We start from the raw sequence: 24,069 nt of genomic DNA, 5'->3' as shown, positions 1-24,069 counted from the left end.
AAACTGTGGCCAGTATTACTTGACCACTACAGTAAGCATAATGGAAAGGTTGAACCAGCACGGGATCATCCGGCGTTTTATCTGGTACATGATGAACCAAATACCTGGCAGACCAGCTATAAATGGCGAGAGCTGAAGCAACGCCACATCCTCGGATGGGGTAACGGGTACACCCGGGTTAAGCGCAGCAGGCGCGGAGAAGTTATCGCCCTGGATTGCTGTATGCCGTGGGAAACGACCCTGATCAATACTGGCGGGCGTTACACCTACGGGTTGTATAACGAAGAGGGCTCTTTCGCCATCAGCCCTGACGATATGATCCACATCCGGGCACTGGGTAATAACCAGAAAATGGGGCTTAGCCCTGTAATGCAGCATGCCGAAACAATAGGTATGGGGATGAGCGGCCAGAAGTACACGGAAAGCTTCTTCAGCGGCAATGCCCGCCCGGCAGGGATTGTATCTGTTAAAAGCGGACTCACTAAGGAAAGCTGGGGCTGGCTTAAAGAGCAGTGGCAGAAGGCGGCGCAAGCATTACGCAGCCAAGAGAACAAAACCATGCTGCTGCCTGCCGATCTGGACTACAAGGCGCTGACTGTATCGCCAATTGACGCCCAGATTATTGACATGTCAAAACTCAATCGTTCGATGATCGCCGGAATTTTTAACGTGCCGGCACACATGATTAATGACCTCGAAAAAGCCACTTTCAGCAATATCACACAGCAGGCAATTCAGTTTGTCCGCTACTCCATGATGCCATGGGTGACGAACTGGGAGCAGGAACTAAACCGCCGTCTATTTACTCGCTCTGAGCTGGCTGCCGGATATTACGTCCGGTTTAACCTCACAGGCCTGTTACGGGGTACCCCGCAAGAACGCGCGCAGTTCTATCACTTTGCCATCACCGATGGGTGGATGAGCCGCAACGAAGCACGCGCTTTCGAGGATATGAACCCTGTCGACGGCCTGGACGAAATGCTTGTTAGCGTTAATGCCGCCAATCCGGCTAACGATTTCAAAACCACCAAAACCGAAGAGGATAAAACCGATGAGTGATCGCGAGACTCGCTGTTACAGCGGTGAGGTCCGTGCCGAGCAGCAGGGCGAGCAGCCCACGCGAATTATCGGTTACGGCTCGGTGTTTAACAGTCGCTCAGAACCCCTTTGGGGATTCCGCGAAATTATCAAACCAGGCGCTTTCGATGATGTGCTTGGTGACGATATCCGTGGGTTATTTAACCATGACCCGAACTTTATTCTCGGGCGCAGTGCCTCCGGCACGTTGAGCGTTAGCGTCGATGATAAAGGTCTTCGCTACGATATTTCTGCTCCTGATACCCAGACTATCCGCGATCTGGTACTGGCTCCGATGATGCGCGGTGATATCAATCAGTCGTCGTTTGCATTCCGGATCGCCCATGATGGTGAGAACTGGTATCAGGACGAAGAAGGGATAGTCATTCGCGAAATTAACCGTTTTTCACGCCTTTTTGATGTCAGTCCGGTGACTTATCCGGCATATCAGGAGGCAGATTCTGGAATTCGTTCCATGAAAGCCTGGCAGGAAGCGCGCGACAGCGGCGCGCTGGCGCAAGCCATTAATCAACGAATGGCGCGTGAGCGCCTGCTGACTCTTCTTAACGCGTAAGGAAAAACTATGAAATTGCACGAACTGAAGCAAAAACGTAATACTATCGCCACTGATATGCGTGCTCTACACGATAAAATTGGCGATGCGACCTGGACCGATGAGCAGCGCACTCAGTGGAACACTGCAAAATCTGAGCTGGATTCGCTTGATGAGCGTATTTCCCGTGAAGAAGAGCTGCGCCGTCACGATCAGAATGTAATTGATGAGCAGGAGCCGGAACAGCGCCAGCGCCAGAACACCCCTGAGATGCAGGCAGAAGAGCGTCGCGCTGCTGCTTTTGACCGCCTGCTGCGTCATGGCTTTGGTGAACTGACGGCGGAAGAACGCCAGGCCGTTAAAGAGCTTCGCGCTCAGGGCACCACCCCTGACGATAAGGGCGGTTATACCGTACCGACCCAGATGCGCAATACCATCATTGATGCAATGAAGGCCTACGGCGGGATCGCGAGCGTTTCTCAGATTCTCAATACCTCCAACGGTCAGGATATTACCTGGTCCACATCTGACGGGACCGCTGAAGAAGGCGAACTGCTCGCAGAAAACAGTGCGGCCAGTGAAGGTGATGTGACGTTCGGCACCGCGATCCTGGGTGCTAAGAAGCTGTCATCCAAAATCATCCGCGTTTCTAACGAACTGCTGCAGGACAGTGGTGTAGATATCGAAGCATACCTTGCGGGGCGTATTGCGCAACGTATTGGCCGCGGCGAAGCTAAATATCTGGTGCAGGGCACGGGGGCTGGCGCACCGTTGCAGCCAAAAGGGCTGGCGGCTTCAGTTACCGGTACTGTTTCTGCGGCAGCAGCAGCTACATTCACCTGGCAGGAAATGAATAGCCTGAAGCATGCAATCGATCCGGCTTACCGGGGTGGTCCAAAATTCCGTTGGGCATTTAACGACGGGACGCTTCAGGTGATTGAAGAGATGGTGGATGATCAGAAACGTCCATTGTGGCTTCCTGATGTTGTTGGTGGCTCCCCTGCGACAGTTCTGGGTATTCCGTATGTAATTGATCAGGCAATTGATGCTGCGGCAGCTAGCAAAAAGTTTATTTTCCTGGGCGATTTTAACCGCTTCATCGTTCGCCGGGTTTCCTATATGACTCTGAAGCGCCTGGTTGAGCGTTATGCAGAATACGATCAGACGGCGTTCCTGGCATTCCACCGCTTCGATTGTGTGCTGGAAGATACGGCAGCCATCAAAGCGCTGGTGGGTAAACCGGCCTAAGCATAATTATTCATCCTGTTTTATATGATGCCGCGAGAGCGGTTTTTTTATGCCCGTCATCTGACGGGCACGGAGGTTTTATGCTTCTGACACTGGAAGAAATTAAAAGTCAGTTGCGCCTGGAGGACGATTACGACGATGAAGATGAGCTGCTGACACTTCTGGGCGGTGCGGTTCAGAAGCGTACAGAAAGCTTTCTGAATCGAACGCTATACGATGCTAATTCAGGTGTTTCAGATAATGATCCCGATGGACTGGTTTTAACCGACGATATCAAGCTTGGGATGCTGCTTCTCGTAACGCATTTTTACGAGAACCGCTCATCGGTATCCGAGGTTGAAAAAACAGAAATGCCACAGTCTTTCAACTGGCTCGTCGGTCCTCATCGGTTCATCCCATTATGAAACTGAGACAGGCGCAAACAAGTGCGACATACCTGCTACCCGATCCGGGGGAGCTTGATAAACGGGTGATACTCAGAAAACGGGTTGATGTCCCTTCTGCTGATTTTGGTACCGAATCTGAATATCCGGTGGTATTTCCGGTCTGGGCTAAGGTAATCCAGACCAGCGCGACGACATACCTGGAAACGGCTCAGACCGATAACGTGATCACGCATTACATCACCATTCGCTGGCGCCGCGGAATTACCAGCGATTTTGAAGTGGTGAAGGGAGATGAGGTGTACCGCGTGAAACGTGTTCGTGATCTAAACAGTAAACGACGGTTTCTGCTTCTTGAGTGCACCGAACTGGGTTCATTTACAGAAAATACCGGGGGGAATTCCAGTGGCGGAACCCTTTTTACACGTTGATTTTCAGCAGCCGAACGAAATGCGCTTCAACCGCGCGCGTGTCCGGCGTGCCTTTGTCACCATCGGCCAGCGCCATATGCGCGACGCACGCCGTCTGGTGATGCGTCGCGGTCGATCTGAACCAGGTGAGAACCCAGGATACCAGACAGGCCGCCTGGCAAAATCCATTGGCTACATGGTGCCAAAAGCAAGTGGGCGGCGACCCGGTTTTATGGCACATATTGCACCGAACCAGAGGAACGGGCAGGGTAACCGGCTCATCACTGGCGATTTTTACCCGGCATTTCTCTTCTACGGTGTGCGCGGTGGCGCAAAACGTCGGCGCAGTCATCACCGTGGTGCTTCTGGTGGTAGCGGCTGGCGTCTGGCCCCGCGTAATAATTTCATGGTTGAGACACTCAACAAAAACAACCCGTGGACGCGTTACTACCTGACGCGTGAACTGAGGCTATCACTCAAACCGGAGAGGCGACGCTGATGAAACTGGCCCCGATTATTGCAGCACTACGGGCGCGTTGCCCGGAATTCCAGAATCGTGTAGCAGGTGCTGCGCAGTTTAAGGACTTGCCGGAAGTCGGAAAGATGAAACTGCCGGCGGCTTATGTTGTTCCCGGCGATGATTCGCCAGGGGAACAGAAGAGCCAGACTGACTACTGGCAGGATTTAACCGAAGGGTTTGCCGTCATTGTGTTTGTCAGCAATGGCCGGGATGAACGCGGTCAGTTTGCCTCATATGATGTTGTTCACGATGTGCGACAGTCACTGTTTAAAGCGCTCCTGGGCTGGAATCCTGAAGAGTGCGGAAACCCGATCATCTATGCAGGTGGTACGTTGCTTGATGTGAACCGGCATGAACTGAGCTACCAGTTCGACTTCACTGTATTGAATGAGCTGTCAGAAGATGACACCCGCCAGCAGGATGAACTGAACGATCTGGCTGATTTTAAAACGCTGGCGATTGATGTTGATTTTATCGATCCGGGACATGGCCCTGATGGGGAGCCCGAGCATCACACAGAGATAACTCTTCCCTCCTGAGGAAACCCATGTTTGTAAAACCCCAAAACGGGCGGTCAGTACCTGACCCTGCCCGAGGCGACCTTTTGCCTGTTGAAGGGCGAAATGTTGAAGAAAGCAGTTACTGGCTGCGCCGGGAAGCCGCTGGCGATATCAGGCGCGTGAACAAAGTTAAACAGAAAAAGGTGGAAACCAATGACCGTTAGTTTCAGCACTATCCCGGCAAATACGCTGGTGCCACTGTTTTATGCTGAGATGGATAATTCGGCGGCAAATACAAGTCAGGAGTCAGCGCCGTCGTTGCTGCTGGGTCACGCAAACACTGGTGCGGCAATTGAGCCTGATTCGCTGGTACTGATGCCATCTGCTGATTATGCGAAACAGGTTTGTGGTCCCGGTAGTCAGCTTGCACGCATGGTTGCTGCGTATCGTAAAACAGATCCTTTTGGTGAGCTTTACATCATTGCTGTCCCTGAGCCAGCGGCAGGAGTGGCGGCCACGTATACCCTGACCGTAACTGGCGCAGCAACTGAGAGCGGCACGGTGAATGTTTATGTCGGGCGTACTCGTATTCAGGCGGCAGTTGTAAGCGGTGATGATGTTGAGGCTGTGGCATCGGGCATTAAAGATGCAATCAATGCTGATCCGACATTGCCGGTTATCGCTTCGTCTGCTGCTGGCGTGGTCACTCTGACAGCGCGTCATAAAGGGCTGAGCGGGAATGACATCCCCGTGGTTCTGAATTATTACGGTTACGGTGGCGGGGAGGTTTTGCCCGCAGGCATAGCTGTAGCCGTCGCCGCAGGCACTGCCGGAACGGGGGCTCCGGTACTCAACGGTGCTATTGCCGCCATGGCCGATGAGCCGTTTGATTATATTGGTCATCCGTTCAGCGATTTGGCTTCGGTGAATGCATTTGTCAGCGAAATGAACGATACCAGCGGTCGCTGGAGCTATGCGCGCCAGCTTTATGGCCACGTTTATACCGCAAAACTCGGAACGCTTTCTGATCTGGTTGCCGCAGGCGATCAGCTTAACCAACAGCACATCACCCTGGCCGGGTACGAGAAAGAAACTCAGACTCCGGCAGATGAACTGGCAGCCAGTCGCACCGCACGTAATGCGGTCTTTATCCGTAACGATCCGGCGCGTCCAACCCAGACAGGTGAACTCGTGGATATGCTACCGGCACCAAAAGGGAAGCGCTTCACGATGACCGAACAGCAGTCTCTGCTGTCGCATGGGATTGCAACGTCATACGTTGAAAGCGGCACGCTGCGCATTCAGCGCGACGTTACAACGTACAAGAAAAACGCCTATGGTGTTGCCGATAACAGCTATCTCGACAGCGAGACGCTGCATACCAGCGCTTATGTCCTGCGCAGGCTGAAATCGGTTATTACCAGCAAATATGGCCGTCATAAACTGGCGAACGACGGTACGCGCTTCGGTCCTGGTCAGGCGATTGTTACCCCGGCTGTTATCAAAGGGGAACTGCTGGCGGCCTATCGTCAGATGGAGCGTGCCGGGATCGTGGAGAACTACGATCTGTTCAAGCAATACCTCATTGTTGAGCGTGACGCGACTGACCCGAACCGGCTCAACACTCTGTTCCCACCTGACTATGTTAACCAGCTGCGAGTGTTTGCGGTCGTTAACCAGTTCCGCCTTCAGTATCAAGAGGAGTCCGCATAATGGCGCGCATTGCAGGTACCTGTTATTTCAAAATTGATGGCCAGCAATTATCCATGACCGGCGGTATTGAGGTGCCGATGAATACTAAGGTCAATGATGATGTCATTGGCCTTGATGGCTCGGTGGATCGTAAAGAAACGCACCGCGCGCCCTATATCAAAGGCACCTTCAAAGTGCCGAAAGATTTTCCGGTCAACAAGGTCACGACCTCAGACCAGATGACCATTACAGCCGAACTGGCAAACGGTCAGGTTTATGTCTTGTCGTCAGCCTGGCTGCACGGTGAAGCAAACCACAACGCCGAAGAAGGTACGGCGGATCTTGAATTCCACGGTGAAGAAGGGGATTACCAGTAATGAAAGAAATTAAACTCAGTAAATCAGTTAGTGCTCATGGTGATGAGCTCCATGTGCTGGAACTGCGCGAGCCGACGGGAAAGGATGTTCGTGAGCTCGGCTTCCCATATACAGCAAGTGGTGATGCTGGTGTGAAAATGGATGCAGGTGTAATTGCCAAATACATTTCACGGCTGGCCGGTGTTCCACCAAGTTCAGTTGATGAAATGCAACCTTCCGATCTGAATACTATCAGTTGGGAGATTGTGGGTTTTTTCCTCGGGAACTCAGCGCAGGACAACTCCTGAATCATTATTTTGATTGCGCCAAATATTGGCGCATCAATCCACTTGAAATGCTCGACGAACCGTTTTCAGTGCTCGGCTTATTTGCAGAACAGGCCAATCGCATAATTCAGGAAAATAAAAATGGCTGAATTTGAACTGAAAGCCCTTATTACTGGGGTAGACAAACTCTCTCCTGCGTTGTCTTCAATGCAGAAGAAAATTAAAGGTTTTCAGAAGGGCATTAAATCCAGCGGCTTGGGTGATTTTTCTGTAGGTGATCTGATTGGTGGCGGCGCATTTGCCGCCCCATTTATTGCAGGCGCGAAAGCTGCTATTGATTTTGAATCGCAGATGGCTGATGTTCGCAAAGTTGTCGATTTTGATACACCAAAGCAGTTCGCTGAAATGGGGGAAGACATCTTAAAAATGTCGGATCGCCTGCCAATGGCCGCGAACGATATTGCAAAATTGGTGGCGGCCGGCGGACAGGCTGGTATCGCGCGAGAAGATTTGAAGCAATTTGCTGAGGACGCCCTGAAAATGGGGGTCGCCTTTGACCAGTCTGCGGATCAATCTGGCGACATGATGGCGAAGTGGAGAACGTCATTTAAGATGACTCAACAGGAAGTTGTTTCTCTTGCGGATAAAATTAACTACTTGTCGAACAATGGCGCAGCTAATGCTCAGCAAATATCTGACATCATCACCCGTATTGGGCCACTTGGCGCGGTTGCCGGTATTGCTTCAGGTCAAATTGCAGCGTTAGGGGCAACCTTAGCTGGTGTTGGTGTTGAGCAGGAAGTTGCAGCTACAGGTATTAAGAACTTCATGCTGGCAATTACTGGTGGCTCAAAGCAGCAGCAGGAAGCATTCCAGTTCCTTGGGTTTAACTCCAAGAAGCTCGCCGCTGATATGCAAAAAGACGCCCAGGGCACAATGCTGAAGGTTCTCGAAAGTATTTCGAAACTGGATAAGGCCAGGCAGCCGAAAGCACTGAACGCGCTCTTTGGCAAGGAGTCTATTGGCGCAATTGCACCGCTGCTAACGAACCTCGACCTACTGAAGAAAAACTTCAATATGGTTGGAGATGCGTCGCAGTATACCGGCTCAATGCAAAAAGAGTATGAAGCTCGTGCGGCAACAACAGCAAACCAGTTACAACTCTTACGAAATCAGGCTATACATGCTGGTGTGGCGCTTGGTAATGCGCTATTACCACAGATTAATGCTAGCGCTTCTGGGCTAATGCCTCTTATTCAGAAATCAACGGATTTTGTATCACGAAACCCAGCCATGGTTCGTGCGTTGCTTGGCGCTGCTGCTGGCTTTGTGGCGCTTCGCGTCGCAGTGGCGGGAGTTAGTATGGCTCTGAAAGTTATGTCGTTCGTCGCTAGCGCTTCGCCAATAGGTTTAATTATCCGAGGTATTGCACTTGCAGCAGGGTTATTAATTGCGAACTGGGATGTTGTCGGCCCATTTTTTAAAAACATGTGGGAAGCAATATCGCCTTACTTCGCTACTGGTTGGGAGCTTTTTAAAACCGTGTTCGGCTGGACTCCCTTAGGTCTGATTATTAATAACTGGGGCCCTGTCGTGAAGTGGTTCCAGGACATGTGGGAAAAATTAAAACCGATCATTGAATGGTTCACTGATGGCGCTAGCGATGCCAGCGTTAGTATGAATGCTTCGCATTATGGCGCTGGTGGGTATGGGATGTATGGTTCAGGCACACCATACCAAGAATATAATCAATACAGCATAAATAAAATCCACAGCAAGCCAGAAGCAACAGTGACTGTAGACTTTAAAAATGCTCCAGTCGGAATGAATGTTACTGGCACAAAGTCTTCTGGCATCGATGTAAACCATGATGTTGGTTACACAAGAATTGGGAGAATTGGAATGGGTGGGTGATCATGCTTGACCAATAGAGCCATTTGTATGATGGTTAGCGTGAATGTAAGCACTCAAAACAGGGAATGGAAATGAAATACAATTTATTAGCTGTTGGGCTGCTGATGGCTTTGCCGCACTTAGCAATTGCGAAAGATGGTCTTGCCTCCTCATTTGTTAATGAGACTAAAACTGCAGCTGATGGAAATGGTGAGATAAACGCATCAATTGATATTGATTGCCCGATCAAGTCGGCTAGTGGGAAAATTGTAGTTTCGAATGTCTCCTATGATATTAATAAGTCAGTTGGAGCTTTTGTTTTTAAAGACTCAGGAGAAACCCCTGCCCAAATAACATCAATTGTCACCATGTCACCTGATGATAATTTTATGTCTGATGAAGTTATCGGTATGAGTTATATCTTTAAAATGCCAAGCGGACAGTTTTTTGTTGATATATTAAAGAAGGGGGAGGTAAGGGCTGGTGTTAATAAAAACGGTGAGTCTGGGATAAAATGGATTAACTGTAAGATAGTAAAACCTTCATGATTTCCTCTACATTCAAATAAATCCCGCTGCGGCGGGTTTTTTTATGCCCGGAGTTTATATGGCGTGGAAAGATCGGCTGGTGGATGCGTCGTTTCGTGGCGTTCCGTTCAAAACTGAAGACGAGAGTCTAACCGCTGGGCGGCGCGTCGAAACACACGAATTTGTGAACCGTAATAAGCCCTATACGGAAGACCTGGGTAAAGCAACTTCAAGACCTAAATTTTCTGGGTATGTCATCGGCGATGACTGCTATGAGCAACGTGACAGACTAATTGAGGCTCTCAATAAGCCGGGGCCGGGGACCCTTATCCATCCAGCATATGGCGAGATGAGCGTTTGCGTCGATGGCGAAATTAACGTGAGTTCATCCAGCAGTGAAGGGCGCATGGTGCGCTTTGATCTTCGTTTCGTTGAGGCTGGTGAACTAACTTATCCGACATCAGGGGCCGCTACGGCCAACACGCTGGTATCTTCCTGCTCTGCTCTTGATGACTGCATCAGCGATAACTTCGACCAGTTTGGCATGGACGGAATGCCTGATTTCGTCCAGAGCGGTGTGATTGACGATGCGACCAACATGCTGGGCTATGTCTCTGACAAAATGGTGATGGTCGATTCTGGTATTTCCGCCGCCGCACGGCTAATGCAGGGGGATATCTCTGTTCTGCTCCCGCCGCCATCTTCAGGCAAGGGCTTCGTTGACCAGCTGCAGGCAATGTGGCGTTCGGGGAATCGGCTCTCTGGTAATGCCAGCGACCTGTTTACAATGATCAAAAACTTTTCAGGTGTCTCCATGGGGAGTGATCTGGCACCGCGTGGCGTATGGAAAACGGACAGCAGGACGACACAGAGCCAGAAACAGCAAAATAATTATGTTGCCAGCGCGGTTCGCACAACAGCAATAAGCGAAGCGGCTTATGCTGTCACGACGTTACCTGCTCCAGTTGTCACGACAGGCGAGCAAAGCCAGCAGTCCACTGGCTGGCCTTCTGTTACTCATCCTGAGCTGAATAATGCTCCTGATGAAGCGACAGTTGTCGACGTGCCTACATGGGATGATCTGGTCGATATCCGTGACACGCTGAATACTGCTATTGATAAAGAACTATCCCGCACGACCGATGATCGTTTGTTTCTGGCTTTGCGCAGAGTGAAGTCTGACCTTAACAACGACATAAAACACCGCCTGATACAGACCCAAAAGACAGTTATCAGAACGCCTGATGAGGTAACTCCTGCACTGGTTCTGGCGGCAACCTGGTTCGATAACGCTTCACGGGAATCTGACATTGTCAGGCGCAATGCTGTGGCTCACCCGGGCTTTGTGCCGGTAGCTCCGCTGAGGGTTCCTGTACGATGAACGATAACGTGACTCTCCGTGTTAACGGTCGTGAGTGGGGGGGCTGGACGTCAATTCGTATTGGTTGCGGGATTGAGCGTTTGGCCCGAGATTTTAGTGTAGAGATTACCCGCCAGTGGCCCGGTGGTGATGGTGTTGCGTCACTTCAGCCCAGGGTTAAAAACGGCGACAAGGTTGAAGTTCTAATCGGTGTTGACCTGGTGGTTACCGGTTGGGTTGAAGCAACGCCGGTTCGCTATGATGCGCGATCAATTAGTGTCGGAATTAGCGGGCGGAGCCTTACCGCCGATCTGATTGATTGTTCCGCTGAGCCGACTCAGTTCAATGGACAATCCCTCGTTCAGGTAGCATCGGCGCTCGCCAGACCTTTCGGTATAGCGGTTGTAAACGCTGGTGCACCGGGTGGCGCTATTCCCGGTGTACAACCCGATCACGGTGAAACGGTTATCGAAGTCCTCAACAAGATGCTTGGACAACAGCAGGCGCTTGCCTACGACGACCCACGAGGCAGGCTTGTTATCGGCGGCATTGGTAGCACGCGGGCTAATACAGCTCTGGTGCTGGGTAAAAACGTTATTTCCTGCGATACCGAGAAAAGCATTCGTGAACGTTTTTCAACCTACCAGGTATCGGGGCAGCGTGCCGGAAACGATGATGATTTTGGGGCTGCGACAACAACGGCGCTTCGCGCAAAAACAACAGACGCATTAATTGGCCGCTATCGTCCCATGGCAGTACAGCAGACGGGCCAGTCAACAGGAGCCAGTTGTATTGCGCGTGCTGAATTCGAGGCGCGCCAGCGAGCTGCACGTACCGATGAAACCACGTACACAGTGTGGGGCTGGCGGCAGGGTGACGGTTCACTGTGGCAACCAAACCAGCGCGTTATCGTCTATGACCCCATTTGTGGCTTCAATAACCGCGAGCTGCTCATTTCTGAAGTGTCATTCACTAAAGACAACAACGGCACAATAACCGAACTACGTGTCGGGCCGCCGGATGCCTATCTGCCAGAACCTGAAAATGACAGCAAGAAGCGTGGCAAAAAACGGAAAGTCAAAGAGGACCCGTTCTGATGAACGTGATGCAAAGTCTGCAAAGGCAACTGTTAGGACTCATTGGCCGCGCTGTGGTGAAGAGTATCAACGCGGCTTCTAAGTGCCAGATGATAGATGTTGAGTTACTGGCTGGGCAGCAAAAGGCGGGCATTGAGCACCTTGAACCCTATGGCTTCACTTCTCGTGCAAAAGCGGGTGCTGAGGCTGTTGTTCTGTTTCCTGACGGCGACCGTTCTCACGCCGTTGCGATCACCGTGTCCGATCGTCGCTATCGCATGAAGGGGCTCAAAACGGGAGAGGTCGCTATCTACGATGACCAGGGGCAGTCAGTCACGCTGACACGCGCCGGGATTGTTGTTGATGGTGGTGGCAAGGTGATTACGTTCAAAAACGCGCCTAAAGCCCGCTTTGAAATGGATATTGAGTCAACGGGCCAGATCAAAGACCTCTGTGATACTTCTGGCCAGACAATGTCGGCGATGCGTGTTGCTTATAACGGGCATAAACACAGAGAAAATGGGCAGGGCAATAACACCGATACACCTGATAAACAAATGGGGGTGTGATGGAGCTTTGGCTTAAGGTAAATGGGAAACGGGTAAGCGCCGGTTCTCAGCTTGACCCGCTAACCCGCGCTGTAGTGATTTCTTTATTCACCCACCGCCGCGCCGATCCTGATGATAACGCTGATGTTCCGATGGGGTGGTGGGGCGATACCTGGCCGGTTGTCGCGAACGACCGTTATGGTTCGAAATTGTGGCTACTCCAGCGGAGCAAGCTCACTAATGCCCTGGTGAATACCGTGCGTAACTATCTGCGTGAAGCTCTTCAGTGGATGCAGGATGACGGTGTGGTATCTCGTATCGACATTGATATCCAGCGAACCGGTATTAATGAGCTGGGGAATACGATCGTCCTCTGGCGCCGGGATGGTCCGGTAACGATTTCTTTTAACGATCTGTGGAGTGTAATCACCAATGGCGGACAGTGAATTTCAGCGGCCAACATTGGCCGAAAACATCAGCATGATCCGCACAGACCTTTTTGCACGCCTTGACATCAATGATGAGCTTCGCCGCATGGATGAAGATGTCAGGGCCAAGGTTTATGCCGGGGCGCTGCATACGGTTTATGGCTATATCGATTATCTGGCGATGAATATGCTGCCTGATCTTTGCGATGAGTCATGGCTTTATCGGCATGCGGCGTTGAAACGCTGCCCGAGAAAAGAGGCTGTGTCCGCATCAGGTTTTATGCGCTGGGATGGCGTAACGAACGGGCTCAAAGTGAGTGCAGGATTGGTAATTCAGCGTGACGACCTCGTCCAGTACATCGTTCAGGCAGACGCAATAAGTGCCGGTGGCGTGCTTCGTGTACCCGTTGTCTGCAGCATGACAGGTATGACCGGAAATATGGATGATGGTGAGGCGCTCTCACTGGTTACGCCGGTTAACGGACTTCCTTCCGGCGGCATGGCCGATACGATCGCTGGCGGTTTTGATATTGAAGACCTTGAGGTCTGGCGGGCACGGGTTCTGGAACGTTACTACTGGACCCCGCAAGGCGGCGCTGACGGTGATTATGTTGTCTGGGCAAAAGAAGTGCCTGGCGTAACACGCGCGTGGACATACCGGCACTGGATGGGGACGGGAACGGTTGGCGTTATGATTGCCAGTAGCGACCTGATTAACCCGATTCTTGATGATGCAACAGTTGCTGCGGCTCAGGCACATATTGAACCGTTGGCACCCGTAGCGGGTTCAGACCTCTATGTATTTAAGGGGACGCCAAAAACGGTCAACTACACCATTGACCTGAACCCGGATACTCCTGAAATACGCGCCGCAGTTGAGGCCGAGCTTCGTTCATTCCTGCTGCGTGACGGCTATCCGGAAGGGACGCTTGAGCTGTCCCGTACAAACGAGGCAATTTCTATAGCCGCCGGTGAGTACAGCCATAAGCTACTTTCTCCAACAGTTGATACGCCAGTTGCAAAAAATGAACTGGCTGTACTGGGGGTAATAACGTGGGCGTGAGTAATGATGATTATGTCCAGTTACTGAGTGCGCTGCTTCCACCCGGACCTGCATGGTCAGTTGACGATGTTGCGATAAGTGGCGTAGCGCCTTCTTTGCTCAGGGTGCATCAGCGTGCTGATGAACTCATGCAGGAGTTTGATCCGCGTACCACAGCAGAACTTATTGGCCGATGGGAGCGGTGCTGCGGTCTGCCTGATGAATGCATACCATCAGGCACACAGACGTTACGGCAGCGACAGCAACGGCTGGACGCAAAAGTTAATCTTACCGGAGGAATCAACGAAGATTTCTATCTTCGTCAACTGGCCGCTTTGGGGAAGCCCGGCGCCACTATCACGCGCTATAACAAGGGACCTTTCAAATGTACGTCGTCGTGTATGGATGCGACCTATTCAACTGAATGGCGTTATTACTGGCAGGTAAATATGCCTGCTTCAACGGACGCCACCTGGATGACCTGCTCAGACAATTGCGAAACGCCCATTCGTTACTGGGGTGATACTGTTGCCGAGTGCGTTATCAATAAACTTTGTCCGTCCCATACCTACGTAATATTCAAATATCCGTAACCGGAGACATTATGCATCGTATTGACACACCTACTGCGCAGAAAGATAAATTCGGCGCGGGCAAGAACGGCTTTACTGCTGGTAACCCCCAGACAGGAACCCCGGCCACAGATCTTGATAACGATTATTTTGATATGTTGCAGGAAGAACTAGCGGGAGTTGTAGAAGCAACCGGCGTTAATCTGGATAAATCAAAACATAACCAGTTACTTACTGCCATGAAGGCGCTGCTGTTAAGCCGTGCACATCCTTTTGCAGATATTAAGGCAGACGGAGCTGCAGCAATTGCAGAGGCTCTCTCAAACCTTGGTTTTGGAAGTTTTCCTCAATACCAGAACTTGGGTGCGGGACAGCACCTCTTTGCGCATGGTTCAGGGGGAACTAACAGCTCAGGAATTGTCGATATCGTTTTCCCGAAAGCGTACACAGCTACAGATAACCTTAATGTTATAGCAACCGCGACGGCGGGCACTCCATCAAACTATATCGTTACAGTCGGGACTCCAACGTTAACTGGTGTGCGTATTTATATAACTGGTGCGAACGCAGGAAACATACCGGCACCAATGGCAATCGGATTTAACTGGTTCGCAACCGGGAGATAATTGATGAAAGTTTTTTACAGTGCCAGCCAAAACGGTTTTTATGATGATAACCAGACTCTTCCTGCAGATGCGGTCGAAATTGCTGAGTCGCTCCGAACTGAGTTAATTAGCGCCCAGAACATAGGTGGCGTAATTAGGCCGGGAAGTGATGGGATGCCAGTGATCATCCCATCCGCAGATTATGTCCCGGAATTAACTGAAGAAGAGCAGCGGTGGTTTGCTGAATCCAAAAAACAGTCACTGTTGTCAGAGGCAACCAATCGAATTGGACCTCTACAGTACGCGGTCGATGCAGGCAAAGCGACGGCTGAAGAGGCCGCCGACCTGATAAACTGGCAGGACTACCGGCTTGATTTGATGCGGGTTGATACGTCAAAACCTGTCTGGCCTACGCCTCCGGGGGAACAAGCCAGTTAACATGCCCAGTGTGTCATGATCCCGCTACAGCACGTTTTTACAATCAAGCTGTAGCGGACAGAATTTTATTCACTGACTAACCAGAACTCAGCCTCTTCAAACATTTCCTGAACAGTCCGACTTATCTGTTCTTTCTCATGTTTGCTGGCGTCAGTGTTGATCGCCGGCAGCGTCATCATCGGTTTAACCCGGACATCAGCATCGGGGAAAATCCGGTGAACCCTCTTACTCAGTTCGCCCAGAATGATGTCTTTTGCACCGGGAAGACCATCAAAATTCCTTTTGTCATAAACGAGTTCCACGAACATTGATTATTGCCTCTTTACTGGATGGATATACAGTATTTATACTGTGTTTTTATCCGGTATTCAAGAGAGGGCGTAAACATGGGCTTTCCTTCACCTGCGGCTGATTATGTTGAAAAAAGGATTTCCCTCGATCAGCAACTCATCAGGCACCCCGCAGCGACTTATTTCATGCGGGCATCACGTTCACATTTCAGGGAAGGAATACTCCAGGGAGCGCTGCTGGTTGTGGATGCGTCACTTACTGCTTGTGATGGCTCGCTGCTGATATGTGCGATAGACGGGGAATTCAGGATCAAGCGATATCGGACTCACCCTCAGCCCCACCTGATAAATCTGGAAAACGGGAGAAGGGAGGCGCTGCCAGTAGATGATGGCGGTTACAGTTCTGCACCCGCTATATTCGGGGTCATCACGTACATCATTAATGATGCCAGGAATGCGGAGTTTGATGATTGTCCTGCTATATAATAAAAAAAGGCCCTGGGGGAAACCAGGGCCTTTGCTTAATGAAGATTAACCACGATACTTAGAAACTGGAATCTTGATCGGAAAGGCTGAAAGACCTTTCTGATGAGCGAAGATTCGCTTACCCTTTACAGTAATAAAAGGGCGATAAATAGTGATATACTCTTCGTTACTGGCGTTTGTAATACTCATGTATAGGTACCTTTAAAGTTTCGCTGTTGACAAAACCTAAGGTAAGCGTATACTCACAACCGCCAAGTTTTTCGTATTCGCTTACGATAGGAGAAGCCAGCGACAGCGGTTCGCTGGCTTTTTCGTTATCTTTTAACATTTTTTCTCATCCACGTTTCAGCTGCCTGCAAGCTAACCCCGAATGTTATGCTAACGTCCTCAGCATTCATCGCTGGAGAGACTAATCTTGCATCTATAAGGAAATGGCTGGCAAAGACATCTGCTTGCCACTCACTGTCCTCATAAATTTTGTGTCCACCATTGCTCTTACTACGAGCGTATGCTCCTTGATTGCGGTGCATAATCAGATGACCAATTTCGTGTGCAACAGTAAATCGTGCATGATTTTCTCCACAACAGAGGGCATCATAAACAGACTGTTGCAAAACAATCTTGTTTTTGTCTGGGTAAGTTACTGCGTACCGTTTAGGCAACTCGTGATCTTCCACAATTTCAAGGTCGATGCTTTCTGAGGCCATAAGACCTTCTAGCAATACATCCAGTCTCAGATATGTATGATTCGATATCTGAAGAACATCCCTCAAACGCTGCGCATAAGATTTAATCATGTCATTGCTGAGAGGTGAAACGCGATGGCCAAGTTCTCGTTTCGCAATAGTCATCATCTAGTCCTTTAACATTTTGTTGAGTTTATCAAGCTGTTCAGGACTCAGATCTTTGAACTTACGGGCAAAGACAAGCATCAATTCTTTATTCTGATCCTCTGCATCGGACATATCGACTTTCAGTGATGGTTGAGAAATCTCAGCCTGTTTCCTAAGGTCGCTGGCTTCTTGACCACTTAATCCGAATGCAGCAGCTACTGAATTTACTAATGAGTCAGGTATGGCTCGCTTACCTAATTCAATGGCTGACAAGTAAGCTGAGCTCACCCCCAACATATCAGCCATATTCTTGAGTACCATACCCCGGTCTATTCTCAGTTTTCTGAGAGCTTTACCAAAGCTAGTTACCATGTTGTGCCTCCTACAAGTCCTGCTTACTTTATACTGAAAGCCAAACCCAAAATCAACAAAATCTGTAGAAATTTTTAAGCTCAACGTGTGCACTTAATTTACAAATTTTTTTCTCAAAGTGCAATGCTTAACCAAAAATAACTATATATTGTATGTACGTTGGTTTTTGTGCCTGTATATAGTTCACTATCAACCACTATCTTTCAGAACCATGCATTGTGTTTACAGCAGTTCTGGGGAAGAAGAACGGAGAGGTTGGCGATGTGAATGTGATTGTTTTTTGAACTGTTCGGGGTTGGGTGGAATTCATCCTAAGTATTCGATTTTTCAGTTTTGTAGGAAAATGCGACTTATTACTATACCCATGACAATTTTGCTGCCGACGGTATAATCAAAAAAAACTAAGGAGGGGTAGCGTGCAAAAAAACTTGTTACAACTTTGCTACGAAGGGGAGTGTGGCGAAAATTACATTCGTAGTATGAACGAAAAAGGACAGCTTTTTGTTTCACTCTCGGACGTTTTGAAGACTCTTTCAGCAGAAAACAGAAAGCTTGATGGTAAAACATCCCAAAGTCTTATCACTGTTCTTAAAGCAGTAATTAAGACGCTAGATCCAGATGAATTCAGAAACGTTCCTCTTATTGTAGATGGCGAGACAATTTCTGAAACTTTCCTCACTGAGCCAGGTTTATACAGGGTCCTTGCTCAAGATACGACGGCAGCAGGGAAAAAATTCCAGCGCTGGCTCTTTCATAGTGTTCTGCCCTCAATTCGCGAGTTTGGTGTTTATCCGCCCCCTCCTAAGCAGGAACGTTCGGAACTGAGTGCTTTCGCAAATAGTCTTCAGCAAACAGTTCAAGCTTTAGTGATGGAGATTGAAAGGCGTGAAGAACTCGAGAGCCGGGTAAACCAGGTTGAACTAAAAGTTAACTCGTTAGAAAGTTTAAGGGATTTATCAAAATTCAGGAGTGTTCCGCAACGCCTGTTAGAACTTGGCCTTGAGGGATACTCTGTCGAGGAGATCTGGCAGTGGTGTGAGAAACTACGTAGCGAAACTGGTGCCGAGAAGATTAAATGCCCTTCAGGGATTAATATCAACACTTGCTATCCATTGGCCCTGGTTGATGAAGCAATCACACTGTATCAAAAAGTTATCGAGGCAAGAATTCGACTTTGAGCTAATGAATACAAAAAGGCCCGCGTCAGCGGGCCTTTTTGTCACTCGGGAGCCGCGGCTCCTTTGCGTATCCTTTTTTGTCCCCTCACCGTCTGGACGGTGTCCAACTGAGACTGCTAACTTCCTGTTATTGCTAGTGATGTCCTATCACTGTCCAATCATGATTGGTGGAGCTGGCGGGAGTTGAACCCGCGTCCGAAATTCCTACATCCTCGGTACTACATGCTTAGTCAGTCTTTACATTCGCCTGGCACCTGCGGACAGACACGCCACTACCAGACTAGCCTGATTAGTTTTAACGCTTCAACCCCAGGCAGGGCATCCACGCGATCTCTTTTGGGTTTGACCTCTCTTTGATCCCCGTCTTAAGAGCGGAAGCTAGGGAGAGAGGGCTCAGAGCAGGTTATTAAGCTGCTAAAGCGTAGTTTTCGTCGTTTGCGACTATTTTTTTGCGGCTTTTTACGAGGCCAACCGCCCCTCGGCATGCACCTTGGGTTTCGCGAATCCCGTCGAATCCAGAATCAGCCCCAATGTGTTAGAACAAGTATAACAGACTTGTGACACGCGTGACCAGCCCCCACAACCCTTTAACCGCAAGGATTTACCGCTCGCGCAGTGCTTCTTTTGCACGATTAAATGGTTTGATTAAATAGTCGACGATGGTTTTTTCACCTGTTTTTATATCCACAGTGGCAATCATGCCCGGTACGATAGAAAAATGGCGTCCCAGCTTGTTCTGCAAGAAGTCCTGATGGGTACGGATAAACACGCGGTAGTAGAAAATTTCCGGTTTCACTTTGTCCTGAATGGTGTCCGGGGAGATGGTTTCGACCACGCCCTCCAGCCCTCCGTAAATGGCGTAGTCATAGGCAGTAATCTTCACCAGCGCCCGCTGTCCGGGGTGGATAAACGCGATATCGCGCGGTGACAGGCGGGTTTCAATCAGTAAATGATCGTCTACCGGGACAATCTCCATCATTTCACCGTTAGGAGGGATCACGCCGCCAATTGTGGTGACCTGGATGTTTTTTACGATACCGCGCATCGGGGCGCGAACGGTCAGGCGGGTGACGGAGTCTTCGCGACCTTTTAAGATAGCCGCCAGCATATCTACCTCGGCGTTGGCCTTCGACAGCGCTTCACGCGCCTGCACGTAATATTGCGAGCGCAGATCGGTTATTTTGAGTCCAAGATCGCTTTTTTGTCGTTGCAGGCGCAGCACTTCTACGTGGCTGGCGGCACCGCTTTTCTCCAGCCGCTGAGTAATGGCCAGTTCTTTATTTACCGAGACCAGCGCATCCTGTAGTTCCGCCATAGAATCAGCAAGCTGCGCGCGACGGCTTTTATACAGACGCGTTTCAGAGGCGATAAGATCCGGCCAGGCCTGCAGCGAGCTGGGGAACGTTAGCGGCAAATCGTTGACTTCGGCATTCAGTCTGGCGCTTGACGCTAAAGATGCGCGATAGCGGGCGGCGCTTTCACCCACGTTGGACTCCGAACGCGTTGGGTCGAGGCGGGCGACAATCTGGTTGGCCTGAACTTTATCTCCTTCGTGCACGCTGAGTTCGGCGAGGATCCCTCCGTCAAGCGACTGCAATACCTGTTCGCGCGAGCTGGGGATCACTTTCCCGCTGCCCGTCGAGACTTCATCCAGCTTGCCGAAATATGCCCAGATCCCCAGGACTGCAAACAGCAGCGTGCTGAGCAGGATAATGCGACTGGCGCCGGAAAAACGGTGTTCCCGGCGGATATCGAGATCGTCCATGGCGACGTCATGCGGATTGGTTTTCATTTTTCCACTCCCGACCGTGAGTTGGGGCTGGTGCCCGGCTCGCATTCAACGCCTGCGCTTTCGGGGCATCCATGACCAGTTGACCTTCTTTGAGCACCACCACGCGTTCGACCAGTTCCAGAACCGGTACGCGATGGGTTGCAACAATCAATGTGCGGTTGCCCAGCCACAGGTTCAGACGCTGAATAAACTCCCGTTCGGTGTGTTCATCCAGAGAGGCGCTGGGTTCGTCGAGCAGCACAATATTGGGTGAGCGTAGCAGCATTCTTGCCAGCAGGATCGACTGCCGTTGGCCGCCGGACAGACCGTTGCCGCCTTCCATAATGGGGTGCGCCAGCCCTTTGGCGAGCTGTTTAACGAAAGCCGCCGCGCCGCTGACCTCCAGCGCGTCGAAGATCTGCGCGTCGCTGGCATGCGGTGCGCCGAGAGTCAGGTTCTCGCGCAGGGTGCCGAAAAACAGCCGCGCATTCTGGCTGAGGAAACCGATGTTGCGACGTAAATCGGCCATATCGATCTGCGCCAGGCTCAGGTTATCGAGCCGGACATCGCCCTGGATAATCTCCACGCCACCCGCCATGGCCTGAAGCAGAGTTGATTTTCCGGCGCCGTTACGCCCGAGGATCGCCACCCGTTCGCCGGGCATGACCTCCAGACGCGAGATGCGCAGTGGAACGCGCTGATCGTCGCTGTGGTAGCGAAAGTGTGCGTTCTCAAACAGATAATGGCCGTGAAAAATCTCCTGGTGTACCCGGTCTTCATCGTGCTGCGTCTCGGTGGGAAGTTGCATAATGCTGTCCAGCCCCATTTTGGCTGCTTTGACCTGCTGCCAGCGGGCCAGCACACCACACAGGTTAGCCATCGGGGCGATCATTCTGGAACCGAGCATTGAAGCCGCCACCACGGCGCCGGTGGTCATCGTGCCTTCAATAACCATCGGCGCACCAAACATAATGATGGCGGCGTAAACCAGGCTTTGTACTGACATCCCCCAGCCGATCAGCCCCTGAGTCAGCCTGCGCGTGCGCAGCCCGGACTCTCCTGTAATGCGGATATAGCTGTTCCATTGCTGTAAAAAGCGGTTTTCCGCCTGCATCAGCTTGATGTCTTCCAGCCCCTGAACACTCTCGACCAGCACCGCGTTGCGCAGAGTGGATTCATGGGCAGCCTGGTTGGCGAGCACCGCCAGCTTCTTCTGTAACAGTAAGCCAGGCAGGATCATCAGCAGGGCCGCGACAGGTGCAATCCACGCCAGCGGTGGGGCGATAAATGCCAGCACCACGATAAACAGAAAGAAAAACGGCAGATCGACAATGGTCGACATGGTCGAAGAGGTGATCATCTCACGAACCTGTTCCAGCTCGCGCAGTTGAGAAATAAAGCTCCCCGTTGAGCGGGGGACGGCGCTGTTGCGCAGCCGCAATGCGTGGCTAAACACGCGATCGGAAATGCGCATATCGGCGCGTTTGCCGAGCAGGTCCATTATGTGGGTACGCGCTTCGCGCAGCAAAAAGCCAAACAGCACCGCGACCAGAACACCGGTAGAGAGAACATACAGCGTTGGATAAGACTGGGCGGGGATCACCCGGTCATAGACCTGCATCGAAAAAATAATCCCGGCGAGCGACAGGACGTTAATCAGAAAGGCGGCAATCATGACCGGCAGGTAAGGGCGGATATCTTGTAAAACCAGCTCGCGTATCCAGTCGGGTCTAAAGCGCGAAATATAGCGATCAACCCGACCGTCTTTTAACGCCGATAACGGGCGCAGTGCGGTGATAGTATGGATTTCTGGCAGAAGCTCAGCCACTGCCAGCCGGTTGCGTTGTCCCTCGTCGGCGATGATAAAAACATCCAGGGCATCTTCACCGTTAAAATGTTCGATCACCATGATTTGGCCGTCGTGCAGTTCCGCCACCACCGGTAAACGCCATTGGTTAAGTACCTGCTTTGCGGTATCCAGCGTATGAAAGGAAAGTCCCGCCTGGCGCGCTAATTGCGTCAAAGCAAGGGTTTTGCTTTTCCCCTCAAACCATGGGGCGTTAGCCTGAATAGCACCAGGCGAACAGGCAACGCGATAGTGGCTGGCAATATGCGTCATTGCCTGCGCCCACTGGCTCAGGGCGGGTTCGCCAATAGCATCTTCAACAACAGGCTCGACGTCGCTCATAGCTGGATCTCCACCGATTGAATGCTGCGGTTATTTAAGGCGAACGCCTGGCGCAACGATCCGGTGTTGTAGAGGCAGTTCAGTTGTAGCTGGCGAAGCTGGCTTTGGGTCTGGAGTTCGGCAAAACGGGCCTGGTACACCTCCTGTTCGGCGTTAAGAACATCAAGTAATGGGCGTGAGCCGAGATCCAGATACTGCTGTTGATACAGCTCGCGCGTTTGTTCGCTCAGCCGCTGCTGGCGGCGCAGGATCTGCAATGCAGTCGCGAGACTCATTGCCTGGCTGCGGGATTCCAGTAATTTCTGTCGTACTTCGAGTCGGGTGCGCTGAATAGAGTACTGTGCGGACTCTACCGCGTGGCTGGCGGCGTTGCGTCGGGCGGTGAGCCCGCCTCCCTGATACAGCGGCATTTCGACTTTTACCCACGCTGAGTACTGCGTTTTGTCGAGCACCTCATGGCTGGGGTATTTGTCGTTGAGATAGTGCTGAACAGATGGCTCCAGGGAAATGGTTGGCGTCATCTGTGCGTTGGCGTAATCGAGGTTGGCCTGCGCGACGTTCGCCTGCGCCCAGGCCGCCAGCACTGCAGGAACTAACTTATCCTCCGGTTTTACCACATCGCAACTGCTGTCCAGTTTTACCGGAAACTCATTGCTGATGCCGTTAAGCGAGTTCCAGCCGAGATAGCTCATCAATGTCGCTTTGCTACTGTCGAGATTGGCCTGATATTGCGCCAGTTGAGAACGTGCGGACTCGATACGCGCATCGGTTTGCACTACGTCTGACAGCGAGGTCGCCCCTTCATCATTACGTTCTCTGGTCAGTCGACCAATACCGTTTAGCGCGACCAGTTGCTCTTCGGCGGCATCCACCATCTGTTGCCATGTCTGAACCTGGACGATGGCATTGGCGGTAGCGTGAGCGACAGTATCGATGCTGAGTAACACGTTTGCCTGTTGCTGCGCTGAACCGGCGGTTTCGGCGCGCACCTGGCTGGCGACTTTGCCGAAGTCATACAGCATTTGTGACACCGAAATGACCAGTGCAGGGCTGAAGCCATGGTCAGTGTAGGTATTGCTGTAGCCGTTGTTCATTCCGGCTGTAACTTGCGGGTAATATTTCGCTTTCGCCACGTCTATCTGCTCATTTTGCGAGAGCAGTTTGCCAATGGATTCACGAATAGAAGGATGCCAGCTCACGGCGCGACTCACCGCGTCGTTAAGCGTCAGGCTTCCGGGAGCGGCAACGCTTAGCGGTAGATCGGCCACAGAACCATCCAGAGAGGGAAGCATCTGACTGGTTGCCAGCCCTTCCGGCGTAATAATTTGCGGTTCATCTTCGGCATTCGCACGAACGGAACAAAACGTTAATGCCAGCAGTACAGCAACAGGGGCGACATTTCTCATAGTTTATCCCTTGCAAAATAGGGCAGTGAC

The 24,069-nt window shown here is 51.2% G+C and carries 29 protein-coding genes, 1 other RNA gene and 1 pseudogene; 23 read left to right on the top strand and 8 right to left on the bottom strand.

Features of this window, described 5'->3' with window-relative positions; translation table 11 throughout:
• From FDX24_RS00405 to FDX24_RS00300, 21 genes are all read left to right on the top strand, one after another.
• Positions 1-1,059: phage portal protein (locus FDX24_RS00405; protein ID WP_137363658.1), on the top strand; the 1,059-nt coding region annotated here is incomplete at its 5' end.
• A complete protein-coding gene (locus FDX24_RS00400) occupies positions 1,052-1,651 on the top strand; it encodes an HK97 family phage prohead protease (RefSeq protein WP_096846350.1) in 600 nt (199 codons plus the stop codon). The genes FDX24_RS00405 and FDX24_RS00400, both read left to right, overlap by 8 nt.
• 9 nt (positions 1,652-1,660) lie before the next feature.
• A complete protein-coding gene (locus FDX24_RS00395) occupies positions 1,661-2,878 on the top strand; it encodes a phage major capsid protein (RefSeq protein ID WP_137363657.1) in 1,218 nt (405 codons plus the stop codon).
• Between the two features lie 80 nt (positions 2,879-2,958).
• On the top strand, positions 2,959-3,282 hold the full coding sequence (locus FDX24_RS00390) for a head-tail connector protein (RefSeq protein WP_137363656.1): 324 nt from the start codon (positions 2,959-2,961) through the stop codon (positions 3,280-3,282).
• Complete coding sequence (locus FDX24_RS00385) at positions 3,279-3,692, top strand: phage head closure protein (protein WP_137363655.1); 414 nt, start codon at positions 3,279-3,281, stop codon at positions 3,690-3,692. Before FDX24_RS00390 ends, FDX24_RS00385 begins: the two co-directional genes overlap by 4 nt.
• On the top strand, positions 3,667-4,170 hold the full coding sequence (locus FDX24_RS00380) for a hypothetical protein (protein WP_137363654.1): 504 nt from the start codon (positions 3,667-3,669) through the stop codon (positions 4,168-4,170). The genes FDX24_RS00385 and FDX24_RS00380 overlap by 26 nt, the downstream gene beginning before the upstream one ends.
• A complete protein-coding gene (locus FDX24_RS00375; protein WP_137363653.1) occupies positions 4,170-4,730 on the top strand; it encodes a hypothetical protein in 561 nt (186 codons plus the stop codon). The genes FDX24_RS00380 and FDX24_RS00375 overlap by 1 nt, the downstream gene beginning before the upstream one ends.
• Positions 4,731-4,738: 8 nt before the next feature.
• Positions 4,739-4,915: a DUF2635 domain-containing protein gene (locus tag FDX24_RS00370; RefSeq protein WP_137363652.1), complete on the top strand. Its 177-nt coding sequence runs from the start codon at positions 4,739-4,741 to the stop codon at positions 4,913-4,915.
• Positions 4,905-6,404 carry a phage tail sheath subtilisin-like domain-containing protein gene (locus FDX24_RS00365; RefSeq protein ID WP_137363651.1) on the top strand — a complete coding sequence of 500 codons (1,500 nt, stop codon included), beginning with the start codon at positions 4,905-4,907 and terminating at the stop codon, positions 6,402-6,404. The genes FDX24_RS00370 and FDX24_RS00365 overlap by 11 nt, the downstream gene beginning before the upstream one ends.
• On the top strand, positions 6,404-6,760 hold the full coding sequence (locus FDX24_RS00360; RefSeq protein WP_088583004.1) for a phage tail tube protein: 357 nt from the start codon (positions 6,404-6,406) through the stop codon (positions 6,758-6,760). Before FDX24_RS00365 ends, FDX24_RS00360 begins: the two co-directional genes overlap by 1 nt.
• Positions 6,760-7,047: a phage tail assembly protein gene (locus tag FDX24_RS00355; RefSeq protein WP_137363650.1), complete on the top strand. Its 288-nt coding sequence runs from the start codon at positions 6,760-6,762 to the stop codon at positions 7,045-7,047. Before FDX24_RS00360 ends, FDX24_RS00355 begins: the two co-directional genes overlap by 1 nt.
• A gap of 120 nt (positions 7,048-7,167) precedes the next feature.
• Positions 7,168-8,940: a phage tail tape measure protein gene (locus FDX24_RS00345; RefSeq protein ID WP_137363649.1), complete on the top strand. Its 1,773-nt coding sequence runs from the start codon at positions 7,168-7,170 to the stop codon at positions 8,938-8,940.
• Between the two features lie 71 nt (positions 8,941-9,011).
• On the top strand, positions 9,012-9,467 hold the full coding sequence (locus FDX24_RS00340) for a hypothetical protein (protein WP_137363648.1): 456 nt from the start codon (positions 9,012-9,014) through the stop codon (positions 9,465-9,467).
• Between the two features lie 58 nt (positions 9,468-9,525).
• Positions 9,526-10,827, top strand: coding sequence for a DNA circularization protein (locus FDX24_RS00335; RefSeq protein ID WP_137363647.1), 1,302 nt, complete (start codon positions 9,526-9,528; stop codon positions 10,825-10,827).
• On the top strand, positions 10,824-11,903 hold the full coding sequence (locus tag FDX24_RS00330; protein WP_137363646.1) for a phage baseplate assembly protein: 1,080 nt from the start codon (positions 10,824-10,826) through the stop codon (positions 11,901-11,903). The genes FDX24_RS00335 and FDX24_RS00330 overlap by 4 nt, the downstream gene beginning before the upstream one ends.
• Entirely contained in the window at positions 11,903-12,451 is a 549-nt protein-coding gene (locus FDX24_RS00325; RefSeq protein WP_137363645.1) for a phage baseplate assembly protein V, read from the top strand. The genes FDX24_RS00330 and FDX24_RS00325 overlap by 1 nt, the downstream gene beginning before the upstream one ends.
• Positions 12,451-12,876 carry a phage GP46 family protein gene (locus FDX24_RS00320; protein WP_137363644.1) on the top strand — a complete coding sequence of 142 codons (426 nt, stop codon included), beginning with the start codon at positions 12,451-12,453 and terminating at the stop codon, positions 12,874-12,876. The genes FDX24_RS00325 and FDX24_RS00320 overlap by 1 nt, the downstream gene beginning before the upstream one ends.
• On the top strand, positions 12,863-13,921 hold the full coding sequence (locus FDX24_RS00315) for a baseplate J/gp47 family protein (protein WP_137363643.1): 1,059 nt from the start codon (positions 12,863-12,865) through the stop codon (positions 13,919-13,921). Before FDX24_RS00320 ends, FDX24_RS00315 begins: the two co-directional genes overlap by 14 nt.
• Positions 13,912-14,493: a YmfQ family protein gene (locus FDX24_RS00310; protein ID WP_137363642.1), complete on the top strand. Its 582-nt coding sequence runs from the start codon at positions 13,912-13,914 to the stop codon at positions 14,491-14,493. The genes FDX24_RS00315 and FDX24_RS00310 overlap by 10 nt, the downstream gene beginning before the upstream one ends.
• Before the next feature lie 11 nt (positions 14,494-14,504).
• Positions 14,505-15,098, top strand: coding sequence for a hypothetical protein (locus FDX24_RS23570; RefSeq protein WP_252362796.1), 594 nt, complete (start codon positions 14,505-14,507; stop codon positions 15,096-15,098).
• 3 nt (positions 15,099-15,101) lie between these two features.
• On the top strand, positions 15,102-15,515 hold the full coding sequence (locus FDX24_RS00300; protein WP_137363641.1) for a tail fiber assembly protein: 414 nt from the start codon (positions 15,102-15,104) through the stop codon (positions 15,513-15,515).
• A gap of 65 nt (positions 15,516-15,580) precedes the next feature.
• Here the strand turns inward: FDX24_RS00300 and FDX24_RS00295 are convergent, their stop codons facing one another.
• Positions 15,581-15,823, bottom strand: coding sequence for a DinI-like family protein (locus tag FDX24_RS00295; protein ID WP_115642623.1), 243 nt, complete (start codon positions 15,821-15,823; stop codon positions 15,581-15,583).
• Positions 15,824-15,895: 72 nt separating this feature from the next.
• Between FDX24_RS00295 and FDX24_RS00290 the strand changes: the two are divergent.
• A pseudogene (locus FDX24_RS00290) lies at positions 15,896-16,291 on the top strand (S24 family peptidase); the annotation flags it as partial.
• A 166-nt stretch (positions 16,292-16,457) separates the two neighbouring features.
• On the opposite strand, the gene FDX24_RS23375 reads toward FDX24_RS00290, so the two are convergent.
• Genes FDX24_RS23375 through FDX24_RS00280 form a run of 3 tightly spaced genes read right to left on the bottom strand, consistent with a single transcriptional unit; the run spans position 16,458 to position 17,496 of the window.
• Entirely contained in the window at positions 16,458-16,619 is a 162-nt protein-coding gene (locus FDX24_RS23375) for a hypothetical protein (protein WP_164972480.1), read from the bottom strand.
• Positions 16,606-17,145 carry an ImmA/IrrE family metallo-endopeptidase gene (locus FDX24_RS00285; protein ID WP_232190549.1) on the bottom strand — a complete coding sequence of 180 codons (540 nt, stop codon included), beginning with the start codon at positions 17,143-17,145 and terminating at the stop codon, positions 16,606-16,608. The genes FDX24_RS23375 and FDX24_RS00285 overlap by 14 nt, the downstream gene beginning before the upstream one ends.
• On the bottom strand, positions 17,146-17,496 hold the full coding sequence (locus FDX24_RS00280) for a helix-turn-helix domain-containing protein (protein WP_065944644.1): 351 nt from the start codon (positions 17,494-17,496) through the stop codon (positions 17,146-17,148). It lies immediately after the preceding gene.
• Positions 17,497-17,912: 416 nt separating this feature from the next.
• Between FDX24_RS00280 and FDX24_RS00275 the strand changes: the two genes are divergently transcribed.
• Positions 17,913-18,674 carry a BRO family protein gene (locus FDX24_RS00275; protein WP_065944645.1) on the top strand — a complete coding sequence of 254 codons (762 nt, stop codon included), beginning with the start codon at positions 17,913-17,915 and terminating at the stop codon, positions 18,672-18,674.
• A gap of 165 nt (positions 18,675-18,839) precedes the next feature.
• Here FDX24_RS00275 and ssrA read toward each other — a convergent pair.
• The 4 genes from ssrA to FDX24_RS00255 form a co-directional block, all read right to left on the bottom strand.
• Positions 18,840-19,203: a transfer-messenger RNA gene (gene ssrA / locus FDX24_RS00270) on the bottom strand.
• Positions 19,204-19,275: 72 nt separating this feature from the next.
• Complete coding sequence (locus FDX24_RS00265) at positions 19,276-20,439, bottom strand: HlyD family efflux transporter periplasmic adaptor subunit (RefSeq protein WP_137363659.1); 1,164 nt, start codon at positions 20,437-20,439, stop codon at positions 19,276-19,278.
• 7 nt (positions 20,440-20,446) lie between these two features.
• Complete coding sequence (locus FDX24_RS00260; protein WP_137363639.1) at positions 20,447-22,633, bottom strand: type I secretion system permease/ATPase; 2,187 nt, start codon at positions 22,631-22,633, stop codon at positions 20,447-20,449.
• On the bottom strand, positions 22,630-24,039 hold the full coding sequence (locus FDX24_RS00255) for a TolC family outer membrane protein (RefSeq protein WP_048212944.1): 1,410 nt from the start codon (positions 24,037-24,039) through the stop codon (positions 22,630-22,632). Before FDX24_RS00255 ends, FDX24_RS00260 begins: the two co-directional genes overlap by 4 nt.
• Between the last annotated feature and the right edge of the window lie 30 nt (positions 24,040-24,069).

Source organism: Citrobacter sp. wls716, assembly GCF_005280975.1.
Classification (GTDB): Bacteria; Pseudomonadota; Gammaproteobacteria; order Enterobacterales; family Enterobacteriaceae; genus Citrobacter; species Citrobacter youngae.
This window is presented reverse-complemented; position numbering and strand designations above follow the sequence as displayed.

What these genes read in the sequence shown, in the direction of transcription:
- FDX24_RS00400 (WP_096846350.1), top strand. Translation starts at nt 1,052, where the DNA reads ATGAGTGATCGCGAGACTCGCTGTTACAGCGGTGAGGTCCGTGCCGAG.
- FDX24_RS00395 (WP_137363657.1), top strand. Translation starts at nt 1,661, where the DNA reads ATGAAATTGCACGAACTGAAGCAAAAACGTAATACTATCGCCACTGAT.
- FDX24_RS00390 (WP_137363656.1), top strand. Translation starts at nt 2,959, where the DNA reads ATGCTTCTGACACTGGAAGAAATTAAAAGTCAGTTGCGCCTGGAGGAC.
- FDX24_RS00385 (WP_137363655.1), top strand. Translation starts at nt 3,279, where the DNA reads ATGAAACTGAGACAGGCGCAAACAAGTGCGACATACCTGCTACCCGAT.
- FDX24_RS00375 (WP_137363653.1), top strand. Translation starts at nt 4,170, where the DNA reads ATGAAACTGGCCCCGATTATTGCAGCACTACGGGCGCGTTGCCCGGAA.
- FDX24_RS00370 (WP_137363652.1), top strand. Translation starts at nt 4,739, where the DNA reads ATGTTTGTAAAACCCCAAAACGGGCGGTCAGTACCTGACCCTGCCCGA.
- FDX24_RS00365 (WP_137363651.1), top strand. Translation starts at nt 4,905, where the DNA reads ATGACCGTTAGTTTCAGCACTATCCCGGCAAATACGCTGGTGCCACTG.
- FDX24_RS00360 (WP_088583004.1), top strand. Translation starts at nt 6,404, where the DNA reads ATGGCGCGCATTGCAGGTACCTGTTATTTCAAAATTGATGGCCAGCAA.
- FDX24_RS00355 (WP_137363650.1), top strand. Translation starts at nt 6,760, where the DNA reads ATGAAAGAAATTAAACTCAGTAAATCAGTTAGTGCTCATGGTGATGAG.
- FDX24_RS00345 (WP_137363649.1), top strand. Translation starts at nt 7,168, where the DNA reads ATGGCTGAATTTGAACTGAAAGCCCTTATTACTGGGGTAGACAAACTC.
- FDX24_RS00340 (WP_137363648.1), top strand. Translation starts at nt 9,012, where the DNA reads ATGAAATACAATTTATTAGCTGTTGGGCTGCTGATGGCTTTGCCGCAC.
- FDX24_RS00335 (WP_137363647.1), top strand. Translation starts at nt 9,526, where the DNA reads ATGGCGTGGAAAGATCGGCTGGTGGATGCGTCGTTTCGTGGCGTTCCG.
- FDX24_RS00330 (WP_137363646.1), top strand. Translation starts at nt 10,824, where the DNA reads ATGAACGATAACGTGACTCTCCGTGTTAACGGTCGTGAGTGGGGGGGC.
- FDX24_RS00325 (WP_137363645.1), top strand. Translation starts at nt 11,903, where the DNA reads ATGAACGTGATGCAAAGTCTGCAAAGGCAACTGTTAGGACTCATTGGC.
- FDX24_RS00320 (WP_137363644.1), top strand. Translation starts at nt 12,451, where the DNA reads ATGGAGCTTTGGCTTAAGGTAAATGGGAAACGGGTAAGCGCCGGTTCT.
- FDX24_RS00315 (WP_137363643.1), top strand. Translation starts at nt 12,863, where the DNA reads ATGGCGGACAGTGAATTTCAGCGGCCAACATTGGCCGAAAACATCAGC.
- FDX24_RS23570 (WP_252362796.1), top strand. Translation starts at nt 14,505, where the DNA reads ATGCATCGTATTGACACACCTACTGCGCAGAAAGATAAATTCGGCGCG.
- FDX24_RS00300 (WP_137363641.1), top strand. Translation starts at nt 15,102, where the DNA reads ATGAAAGTTTTTTACAGTGCCAGCCAAAACGGTTTTTATGATGATAAC.
- FDX24_RS00295 (WP_115642623.1), bottom strand. Translation starts at nt 15,823, where the DNA reads ATGTTCGTGGAACTCGTTTATGACAAAAGGAATTTTGATGGTCTTCCC.
- FDX24_RS23375 (WP_164972480.1), bottom strand. Translation starts at nt 16,619, where the DNA reads ATGTTAAAAGATAACGAAAAAGCCAGCGAACCGCTGTCGCTGGCTTCT.
- FDX24_RS00285 (WP_232190549.1), bottom strand. Translation starts at nt 17,145, where the DNA reads ATGATGACTATTGCGAAACGAGAACTTGGCCATCGCGTTTCACCTCTC.
- FDX24_RS00280 (WP_065944644.1), bottom strand. Translation starts at nt 17,496, where the DNA reads ATGGTAACTAGCTTTGGTAAAGCTCTCAGAAAACTGAGAATAGACCGG.
- FDX24_RS00265 (WP_137363659.1), bottom strand. Translation starts at nt 20,439, where the DNA reads ATGGACGATCTCGATATCCGCCGGGAACACCGTTTTTCCGGCGCCAGT.
- FDX24_RS00260 (WP_137363639.1), bottom strand. Translation starts at nt 22,633, where the DNA reads ATGAGCGACGTCGAGCCTGTTGTTGAAGATGCTATTGGCGAACCCGCC.
- FDX24_RS00255 (WP_048212944.1), bottom strand. Translation starts at nt 24,039, where the DNA reads ATGAGAAATGTCGCCCCTGTTGCTGTACTGCTGGCATTAACGTTTTGT.